Raw genomic sequence first — 9,813 nt, 5'->3', positions numbered from 1 at the left:
TCTGCCTTTCGACTCCTGGGATGACCTGTTTGACTTCATGCTGGAGGGTCTGCGGCCGGCTTCGCGCAAGCCCCGAAGCCGGCCAAATACGGGGTAGGGTCAAATTTGGAATTGCTGCAGATCAACGACGCAAGACGTGAAGGATTTCTTCGAGTTCCATCCGCATCTGCCGCAACACCTGATGGGTCTGGCTAAGGTCATGCTTGGCCCCTTCGCCGCTGAGTTGCAGGCGGGCGCCGCCGATGGTGAAACCCTGGTCGTAGAGCAACGAACGGATTTGACGCACCATCAGGACATCATGGCGCTGGTAGTAACGGCGGTTGCCGCGCCGCTTGACCGGATTCAGCTGGGTGAACTCCTGTTCCCAGTAGCGCAAAACGTGCGGCTTCACGCCGCACAGTTCGCTCACCTCACCGATGGTGAAATAGCGCTTGCCGGGGATCGGCGGCAGTTCGCCCGATCCGACGACCTCGACCTCGCTATTGCTCGGTTCCAGCATAGGCCTCCACGCGCGCTTTCAGCTTTTGACCGGGACGAAAGGTCACGACACGGCGGGCGGTGATCGGAATCTCTTCGCCGGTCTTCGGATTACGGCCGGGACGCTCTTTTTTCTCACGCAGATCGAAGTTTCCGAAGCCGGAGAGCTTGACCTGATCGCCGCGCTCCAGCGCCGCCCGGATCTCCTCGAAAAACTGCTCGACAATGTCTTTGGCCTCGCGCTTGTTCAGCCCGAGCTCCTCGAACAGATGTTCTGCCATATCAGCCTTAGTCAACGCCATCGCTTCAATCCCTCAATCGTGCACCAAACTCGGACGTCAGACGGTCCAGTACCCGCGCAATCGTTTCATCGACCGTCTGGTCCGTAAGTGTCTGAGAAGATGCTTGTAAAATCAATCCCAAAGCCAGACTTTTTCTGCCGGAATCGATGTTTCCCCCGGCATAGACATCAAACAGTACCAGATCGCGCAGCAATTCTGAGGCGCTGGAGCGCACGCAGGCCGCGATATCGCCGAAGGCGACGGCGGCGTCGACCACGATGGCCAGGTCACGGCGGATGGCCGGAAAGCGGGAAATCGGGGTAAACCGGGGGAGCGTGCCGGTGGCAAGCGCGGCCTGTTCAACCTCGAACAGGAAGGCATCGCCATTCAGGTCCAGCTCCGCGGCCAGGGTTGGATGGAGCATCCCCATCAGCCCCACCTGCCGCCCGTCGCGCTCGATCAGCGCACTCTGACCCGGATGAAGCGCGGGATGACAGGCCGGGACAAAGTGGAAGCCGGACCCCGCGACGCCGCCGACCGTGCCCAGTGCGAGCAGCGCTTCGACATCGGCCTTGAGGGCGAAAAAATCCGCGGGGCGGACCGGCTGCCCCCATTGCTCGGCATCCACGCTGCCGATGACAAGCCCGCCGATGACCGCCTCCTGGCGCAACCCATCGCGCCCCGGACGAAACCGCAGGCCGGTCTCGAAGATGCGCACCCGCTCCTGCTGCCGGGCCTGATTGTAACGCGCGGTGTGCAGCAACCCGGACCACAGTGACAGCCGCATGACCGACAGGTCGGCACTGATCGGATTGGCCAACACCAACGGCTCGGTGCCCGGTTCGATCCGCGCCTGCAACTCTGGGCTTACGAAGCTGTAGGTGATGACCTCCTGAAACCCGCGGTCCACCAGCAGCAGACGCGCACGGTCCAGATCAAAAGCGGCTTCCGGGGTGCCCTTGGTGACTGCCGCGGAACTGGTATGGCTGACCGGAATGCGTTCGTACCCATGGATACGCCCGACATCGGCGATCAGATCCACCTCATGGACCAGATCGAAGCGCGCACTAGGCGGTGTGACCCGCCAACCGCCGGCGACCGGCTCCAGGTCCATCCCCAAGCGCACAAGCAGGTCGGCAATGGTCTCGGCTGGGATGTCCAACCCCAGGATCTGGGCGCAACGAGCGGTGCGCAGCGTCAGCGGGGCCTGATGCGGCAAGTGATCCAGGGCCAACACGTTCACCACGGGTCCCGGCTGACCGCCCACGCAATCAAGCAGGAGTTCAGTCGCGCGCTCGATCGCCTGGACTTGCAGACCCGGGTCCACGCCGCGCTCGAAGCGGTGGGATGAGTCCGTGTGCAATCCGTAGGCGCGTGCCTTGCCGGCAATCTGCGCCGGTGCGAAAAAAGCGCTCTCCAGCAGGATATCGCGGGTGTCGTCCGCCACCGCGGTGCGCGAGCCGCCCATGATTCCGGCGAGCGCCACCGGCCCGGCGGCGTCGGCGATGACCAGCGTATCAGGGCGCAGCACAATGTCGTCGCCGTTCAGCAGGGTCAACTGTTCGCGGGCCTCCGCGAGCCGCACCCGGATCTCCTGATCCAGCCGGCCCAGATCGAAGCCGTGCATGGGCTGACCCAGTTCCAGCATGACATAGTTGGTCACGTCCACCACCGGGCTGATGGAACGCACCCCGCCGCGGCGCAGGCGTTCGCGCATCCACAGGGGCGTCTCGGCGCTCGGGTCGATCCCGCGAATGATGCGGCAGGCATAGCGCGGACAGGCCGTGGGCGCCTCCAGCCGGACCGGGAAGTGCGCGTCGGTCGCGGGCGCAACCGGGGTTGCTGCGACCGGCGTCAGGTGCACCCGGTTGATTGCCGCCACCTCACGCGCCAGCCCGGCGATCGACAGACAGTCGCCGCGGTCCGGTGTCAGATCGACCGCGATACAGACGTCATCGAGACCCAGCCACGCGCGAAAATCCGCGCCGATCGGGGCTCCCGCAGGCAGGGGCAGGATGCCGTTGGAGGTCTCGGCCAGCCCCAGTTCGACGGCCGAGCAGATCATGCCGAACGACTCGACACCGCGTAATTTGGCGCGCTTGATCTTCAGATCGCCGGGCAGGACAGCGCCGATGGTCGCCACCGGCACCCGCTGGCCGGCCGTCACGTTAGCCGCACCGCAGATGATCTGCAAGGGTGCGGCTGCGGCCACGTCGACCGTGCATACCCGCAGCTTCACGGCGTCCGGGTGGGGCTCGACGTGCGTGACCAAGCCCACGCGCACACCGCTGAACGCCGGCGCGGCAGCCGTTACGGAGTCGACCTCGAGCCCCGCCATGCTGAGCTGATCGGCCAGGGTGCGGCTGTCGACCGGTGGGTTCACCCACTCCCGCAGCCAGGATTCACTGAAACGCATCTGGAGAGATTCCTATTGATCTGTGATCCTGAAAAAGAAGGCTTTCCGGGATCAGGCAAACTGGCGCAAGAACCGCAAGTCGTTCTCGAAGTACAGGCGGATGTCGTCGATGCCGTAACGCAACATCGCCAGACGCTCCACCCCCATGCCGAAGGCATACCCCAGATAGCGGTTCGGGTCGATGCCGACGTGATGGAAGACCTCGGGGTAGACCATGCCGCAACCCAGCACTTCGAGCCAACCGGTCTGCTTGCAGACACGGCAGCCCGCACCGCCGCACATCACGCATTGGATATCCACTTCCGCGGACGGCTCGGTGAACGGGAAATACGACGGCCGGAAGCGCAGCTTCAGGTCGCGTTCGAAAAAACTCGACAGAAAGTCATAGAGCACGCCCTTCAGGTCCGCAAAGCTGACCTGCTCGTCCACCAGCAGCCCTTCCACCTGATGGAACATCGGGGTATGCGTCAGATCCGAGTCGCACCGATAGACGCGTCCGGGAGCAATCACCTTGAGCGGCGGGGTCTGCTCGGTCATGACCCGGATCTGCACCGGCGAAGTATGGGTGCGCAGCAACCGGTCGGCATCGAAATAGAAGGTGTCGTGCATCGCCCGCGCCGGGTGATGCTCCGGGATATTGAGCGCCTCGAAATTGTGGTAGGCGCTCTCGACTTCCGGGCCTTCCACCACCGCGAAACCGGCATTGGCGAACAGCCGCTCGATGCGCCGCAGGGTCCGGGTGACCGGGTGCAGCCCACCGGACTGCCGGCCGCGCCCCGGCAGGGTCACGTCGATGCATTCGGCACCCAGACGGGCGGTCAGGGCCGCCTGATCCAACACCGCTTTGCGTGCATCCAGCGCCTGTTGGAGCGCGTCCTTCGCCTGATTGATCCATTGACCGGCGGCCGGGCGCTCCTCTTTCGGCAATGTACCGAGTTGCTTGAGCAGCGCGGTCAGTTCACCGCTTTTGCCCAGAAAGCGCACCCGGACCTGATCGAGTTGGGCCAGGTCCACGGCGCCGTCGATCGCCGCCAGAGCGGCCGCACGCAACGCATCGATTCCGAGTCCGGTCTGTTCGGGCATAGTCCAACCTGCCGTTGAAGAGATTGTCCGCGAATGAACGCGAATTCAGAAATAATGCCGGGTTGGATTCGCAGCGAATCCCGCGGCAACGAATAATGAGCCCTGATATCGTCGGTCCGGCCAGCTTCCGCCGGAGCGCCCTGGGGCGGAAATTTCATCCACAGATGTCACAGATGAAGAAGGACATCTGTGTTCATCTGTGACATTGTGGACATATCCGGACAATCGCTTTGCGATTGCGAATCGTGGCCCGCGTGCTTGCGGGCGTGCGGGCGTGCGGCTTCGTCTTGATCATCATTCCGGCCACCGAGTCTGATGTAGGGTGCGGTGGGCTTGCGAACCGCACCACTTGTCCGCGGTGCGGTTCGTTCCTCACCGCACCCTACCAGTCCAGCCCGTCCGGTTGGCCGCAACGATGACAAAAGCCTGCGGCCTCAGGCGGCCAGGGCGCCCTTGGCCTGTTCGGCGATGGCGGCGAAGGCGACGCTGTCGTGGTAGGCGATATCCGCCAGCATCTTGCGGTCGACCTCGATCCCGGCCTGCTTGAGCCCGTTGATCAGGCGGCTGTAGGACAGGCCGTTCTGACGGGCACCCGCGTTGATACGGGCGATCCACAGGGCGCGGAACTGACGCTTCTTCTGGCGGCGGTCGCGGTAGGCATATTGCCCGGCCTTGATGACCGCCTGCTTGGCGACGCGAAAGACGCGACTACGTGCACCGTAGTAGCCTTTCGCCAACTTCATGATCTTTTTGTGACGGGCGTGCGCGGTTACGCCCCGTTTGACGCGTGCCATCTTCTCTCTCCGGTATCAGGTGCGATCAGTGATCAGCAGTAGGGAATCATCCGCAACGCAGACTTCAGGTCCGAGGAATGAACCAGCCTGGCCGCGCGCAGGTGACGCTTCCGCTTAGTCGACTTCTTGGTCAGGATGTGACGCCGGAAGGACGAGTAGCACTTGACGCCGGTGGCGGTGCGCTTCAGACGCTTGGCCGCCCCGCGATTGGTCTTGATCTTGGGCATATTGCTCAACTCCGCTATTTGCGAACTGTTATTTCTTCTTGGGGCCGAGCACCATCACCATCTGGCGTCCTTCCATCTGGGGTTGGGATTCCACGATGCTCAACTCGGTGAGGTCAGTCTCGATGCGCTTGAGCAACTCCAGCCCAAGTTCGCGGTGCGCATGTTCGCGACCACGAAACCGCATGGTGACCTTCGCCTTGTCCCCTTCTTGTAGGAAACGCATCAGGTTGCGTAGTTTGACCTGATAGTCTCCCTCGTCCGTCCCTGGGCGAAACTTGATCTCCTTGATCTGGACCTGCTTCTGCTTCTTCTTGGCTTCGTTCTGCTTCTTTTTCTGATCGAAGCGAAACTTGCCGTAGTCCATGAGGCGGCATACCGGGGGCTCAGCGGTCGGGACGATCTCCACGAGATCCATGCCCGCCTCTTCCGCCATTTCCAGGGCCTCACGGACCCTGACGACTCCGACCTGGTTGCCGTCCGCGCCGATCAACCGTACTTCCGGGATGTTGATCTCGCGATTGACGCGGTTTCTCTTTGGTGCAGCGATTGCCGGTTCCTCCACAAGGATTGAAAAAAGGCCGTCCATGTCCGAGTGCCGGGAGCGACCCCGGCTTGTTCTTCGGCTGTCGAACCCTGGCGCATCAGGTGCACCGGGTCGGACGCCGGGCAGCGAATGAACTATCGCCCCCGTCTGTGTGCTGGTCCGCGCAGCGGACCCTACGGCATGGTCTGCGCGGGTGGTGGTCCGCGCAGCGGACCCTACGGGCTCAGTGCGCCCGCGTCGCGACGTCCTCAGTCAAGCGGGCAGCAAAACTGGTGAGATCGAATGACCCGAGATCCTGACCCTTACGGTCACGTACAGTCAACTGCCCGGTTTCGACCTCGCGATCACCGACCACCAGCAGATAGGGAACCCGTTGCAGGGTGTACTCGCGAATCTTAAAGCCGATCTTCTCGTTTCTCAAGTCCGAATCCACACGGAAGCCCTTTTTGCGCAAGGCTTTAGCCACTTCAGTCGCATAGGGGGCCTGCCGATCGGTGATATTCAGGACCACCGCCTGCACCGGCGCGAGCCAGACCGGCAGCAAACCGGCGTAATGCTCGATCAGGATCCCGATGAAACGCTCCACCGAGCCCAGAATCGCCCGGTGAATCATCACCGGCGTCTGCTTGCTGTTGTCCTCGGCGATGTAGTGCGCGCCCAGGCGTCCGGGCATGGAGAAGTCCACCTGGATAGTCCCGCACTGCCAGGCCCGGCCGATGCTGTCATGCAGGGTGAACTCGATCTTGGGGCCATAGAAAGCGCCCTCGCCCGGCTGGACCTTGAACTCCAGGCCCTTGGCCTTGAGCGCCAGGTCCAGGGCCGCCTCGCCCTTGTCCCACAGATCGTCACTGCCCACCCGCTTCTCGGGGCGCAGCGACAGGGCCAGCGCGATCTGGTCGAAACCGAAGTCACGATAGGTCTCGAAGACCATGTCGATCAGGGTCGCGACCTCGGTCTGGAGCTGGCCATCGGTACAGAAGACGTGGGCATCGTCCTGCGTGAAGCGCCGCGCCCGCATCAGCCCGTGCAGGGTGCCGGAGGGCTCGTTGCGGTGCACGACCCCGAACTCGGCGATGCGCAGGGGCAGATCGCGGTAGCTCTTCAACCCCTGGTTGTAGAGCTGGATGTGCCCTGGGCAGTTCATCGGCTTGATCGCGAAGTCGTGCTCGTCGATATGGGTGGTGTACATACCCCCGGCGAACTTGTCCCAGTGACCCGAGCGCTCCCACAGCGAGCGGTCCAGGATCTGCGGCGTCTCCACCTCGTCGTAGCCGTATTCCATGAGCTTCTCGCGCATGTATTGTTCGGCCAAACGATAGATGATGCGGCCCTTGGCGTGCCAAAAGGCCATGCCGGGCGCCTCGTCCTGGAAGTGGAAGAGATCAAGCTGCTTGCCGAGTTTGCGGTGATCGCGCTTCTCGGCCTCTTCCAATCGGGTCAGATACGCCTTGAGTTCTTTCTTGTCGCGCCAGGCGGTGCCGTAGATGCGCTGCAACTGGGCGTTCTTCGAGTCACCGCGCCAGTAGGCGCCGGCCACCTTGGTCAGCTTGAAGCCCTCGCCCAGCCGGCCGGTGCTCGGCAGATGCGGCCCGCGGCAGACATCGAACCAGTCGCCCTGGCGGTAGATCGAGACCTCTTCCCCCATCGGGATGATGTCCTCGATGATCTCGACCTTGTAGGTCTCGCCCAGTGCGGCGAAGACCCCTTTGGCCTGCTCCCGATCCATCACCTCGCGCACGATCGGCAGATCGCGCTTGACGATCTCGTGCATGCGCGCTTCGATCAGCGCCAGATCGTCCGGCGTGAAGGGCTCTGCACGGGCGAAGTCGTAGTAGAAGCCGTTGTCGATCGCGGGCCCGATAGTCACCTGGGTGCCGGGATAGAGTTCCTGCACCGCCTGCGCCATCACATGGGCGGCATCGTGGCGCAGCAGCTCCAGCGCGTCGGTTTCGTCCTTGGCGGTGACGATGGCGAGCGCGGCATCGGTGTCGATCACGAATGAGGTATCGACCAGCCGGCCGTCCACCCGCCCGGCCAGCGCCGCTTTGGCAAGACCTGGGCCAATGGATGCCGCCACCTGATGCACGGACACCGGAGCGTCGAACTGACGGAGCGAACCGTCGGGAAGTGTAATCTGGGGCATGGGCGAATCCTTTGATTCAGTGGTGATCGATACCAAGGATCACATGACGGATCACCTGACGCGAACTTCAGGCGGGAACCAAACGAAACAGCCGCCAGCGGCCAGTCTTGAGCTACCGGAGCCCTGGCAATCACCGCGACGGCGACACCGGGCTGGAGCTTGAGACTGGCCGCGTGCGGCTGGAATATTGGTAGGCGCGATTGGACTCGAACCAACGACCCCCACCATGTCAAGGTGGTGCTCTAACCAGCTGAGCTACGCGCCTGTCGTCAAGAGCCAATAATGTTAACGACGTGGCGGGGTCTTGGCAAACGTTTTTTCATCGATTCCGAAACGAGCGCAACAACAACCTGGAGTTTGCAATGCCGTCCGACGTCACAACACACTGGCAGCCCGTGGATCTGGGCGACGGGGTCCGCGCCTGTTTCGAGGTCATCCCCCGCGGCGGCCGTGAGGAGGTCGGCGTGCTGGATGCCCTCCCCTTCGATCAAGTGACCGCAACCCTCGGCAAAATCGCCGCCGGCCTCGGCGCGGCCATCGCCAAGGCCAAGCCCACCAAGGCCAGCATCGAACTCGGCCTGGAACTGGGCCTGGAGTCCGGCGCCCTGGTCACCCTCATCGCCCGCGGCACCGGCACGGCCAATCTCAAGGTCACGCTTGAATGGGGCGGGTCGTGAGCGCCGCTCCCTGAGCGCCCGCCATGCCCCGGCCCGACACCGCCGCCGACCAGGGGCTTGCCGCCCTGCGCGCGGCCTGCGTGCGGGTGATGGGCGCGCGCCCCGGCTGCGGCTTCCCGCCCGCGCCGGGCTGGCTCGTCACCTGCGCCCATGTGGTCGGGCGCGACACCGCCCTGAACAGCCCAATCGAATGCGTGCCCTGGCAAGACGCCGCGCGCGCGGCGGTGCTCCGCCACCTTGACGGCGACCTGGACCTGGCCCTGCTGCACGACCCCGACGCGACGGCACCTGCCCGGGCGCTGCGCCTCGGCGCCCCGCCGGAACCCGGCGCGGACCTCATCGGCATCGGCTATCCGGTGCGGGACAACCAGCCCGAGTTCGACCAGATCACCGGCCATTACGAAGGCGAGACCAGCCGGCAACCCGCCGGCGGCGGCACGCGGACCATGCTGAAATTCAAGGACAGCCAGATCGAGCCCGGATTCAGCGGCGGCCCGCTGTTCGCGCCAAGCCGCGGCACGGTCATCGGCGTCATCCGCTGGAGTCGGGATGTGCGCACCGACCTTGGCGGCTGGGCCATTCCCGCGCACGACCTGATCGATTGCTGCGCCGCCGCCGGGATCCCGATCGCGCCGCTTGGCCCGGCCGCCCCGCCCGCCGGTAATCTGCCGGCCCGCCTGCGCGATCTGCTGCTCGCCCTGCCCGGCTGGAGCCAGGCGCGCCGCCGCCAATTCGTCACCCTGGCGCTGTGGCAGCAGCCGATCCTGAACCGGATCGACCTGGACGGCACGCCGGCCAACGTGGCCGCCGACCTGGCGGTCGCCTGCCTTGAACAGGGCGCACCCGACGCCGACGGCCAAGCGCCGCTGCGTGCGCTGCTCGCCGCCGTGCCGTCCGAGTTCGGCCCCCAGAGCTCGCGCGATCAAGTGATCGCCGAGATTCTGAACGCGGCAACCCGAGTGTAGATCGGCGTCGCCCGACCGACGCCTTGGCTTTGATTATCCTGAGAAAGCGCAGTTCTCTCTCGTCTTCTCGTTCCCACGCTCCAGAGATTGGGCAAGTATTCCTTGTAGGTTGGGCTGAGGAACGAAGCCCAACGAGCAGCCAAACGTAAGGCGCTGAAATGTTGGGGTTCGTTCCTCACCCCAACCTACGGCATTGCGATGTTTTC

10 protein-coding genes and 1 tRNA gene are annotated in these 9,813 nt (G+C 64.0%); 2 read left to right on the top strand and 9 right to left on the bottom strand.

Annotated elements, in window-relative coordinates; all coding sequences use genetic code 11:
- Positions 1 to 121: 121 nt before the first annotated feature.
- The 9 genes from QZY03_RS05120 to QZY03_RS05080 form a co-directional block, all read right to left on the bottom strand.
- Positions 122 to 499, bottom strand: coding sequence for a MerR family transcriptional regulator (locus tag QZY03_RS05120; protein WP_020503348.1), 378 nt, complete (start codon positions 497 to 499; stop codon positions 122 to 124).
- Positions 480 to 779 (bottom strand): integration host factor subunit alpha, encoded by a 300-nt coding sequence (gene ihfA, locus QZY03_RS05115; protein WP_020503349.1) that lies wholly within the window; start codon positions 777 to 779, stop codon positions 480 to 482. Before ihfA ends, QZY03_RS05120 begins: the two co-directional genes overlap by 20 nt.
- A gap of 4 nt (positions 780 to 783) precedes the next feature.
- Positions 784 to 3,174, bottom strand: a complete 2,391-nt coding sequence (gene pheT, locus QZY03_RS05110) for a phenylalanine--tRNA ligase subunit beta (protein WP_295578713.1) — start codon at positions 3,172 to 3,174, stop codon at positions 784 to 786.
- Positions 3,175 to 3,225: 51 nt separating this feature from the next.
- Positions 3,226 to 4,257 carry a phenylalanine--tRNA ligase subunit alpha gene (gene pheS, locus QZY03_RS05105; RefSeq protein ID WP_295578712.1) on the bottom strand — a complete coding sequence of 344 codons (1,032 nt, stop codon included), beginning with the start codon at positions 4,255 to 4,257 and terminating at the stop codon, positions 3,226 to 3,228.
- A 434-nt stretch (positions 4,258 to 4,691) separates the two neighbouring features.
- Entirely contained in the window at positions 4,692 to 5,051 is a 360-nt protein-coding gene (gene rplT / locus QZY03_RS05100) for a 50S ribosomal protein L20 (protein WP_295578711.1), read from the bottom strand.
- 32 nt (positions 5,052 to 5,083) lie between these two features.
- The gene (gene rpmI, locus QZY03_RS05095; protein ID WP_295578710.1) at positions 5,084 to 5,278 is read right to left on the bottom strand and encodes a 50S ribosomal protein L35; all 195 of its coding nucleotides are present in this window, start codon (positions 5,276 to 5,278) and stop codon (positions 5,084 to 5,086) included.
- A 28-nt stretch (positions 5,279 to 5,306) separates the two neighbouring features.
- Positions 5,307 to 5,864 (bottom strand): translation initiation factor IF-3, encoded by a 558-nt coding sequence (infC, locus tag QZY03_RS05090; RefSeq protein ID WP_295578708.1) that lies wholly within the window; start codon positions 5,862 to 5,864, stop codon positions 5,307 to 5,309.
- Positions 5,865 to 6,045: 181 nt separating this feature from the next.
- Positions 6,046 to 7,965 carry a threonine--tRNA ligase gene (thrS, locus tag QZY03_RS05085; protein ID WP_295578707.1) on the bottom strand — a complete coding sequence of 640 codons (1,920 nt, stop codon included), beginning with the start codon at positions 7,963 to 7,965 and terminating at the stop codon, positions 6,046 to 6,048.
- A gap of 188 nt (positions 7,966 to 8,153) precedes the next feature.
- A tRNA-Val gene (locus QZY03_RS05080) sits at positions 8,154 to 8,230 on the bottom strand.
- 97 nt (positions 8,231 to 8,327) lie between these two features.
- Between QZY03_RS05080 and QZY03_RS05075 the strand changes: the two genes are divergently transcribed.
- A complete protein-coding gene (locus QZY03_RS05075) occupies positions 8,328 to 8,642 on the top strand; it encodes a CU044_2847 family protein (protein WP_295578706.1) in 315 nt (104 codons plus the stop codon).
- Positions 8,643 to 8,665: 23 nt separating this feature from the next.
- Complete coding sequence (locus QZY03_RS05070) at positions 8,666 to 9,607, top strand: trypsin-like peptidase domain-containing protein (RefSeq protein WP_295578705.1); 942 nt, start codon at positions 8,666 to 8,668, stop codon at positions 9,605 to 9,607.
- The last annotated feature ends 206 nt before the right edge of the window (positions 9,608 to 9,813 follow it).

The sequence above is a fragment of the uncultured Lamprocystis sp. genome (assembly GCF_903933125.1).
GTDB lineage: Bacteria > Pseudomonadota > Gammaproteobacteria > Chromatiales > Chromatiaceae > Thiodictyon.
This window is presented reverse-complemented; position numbering and strand designations above follow the sequence as displayed.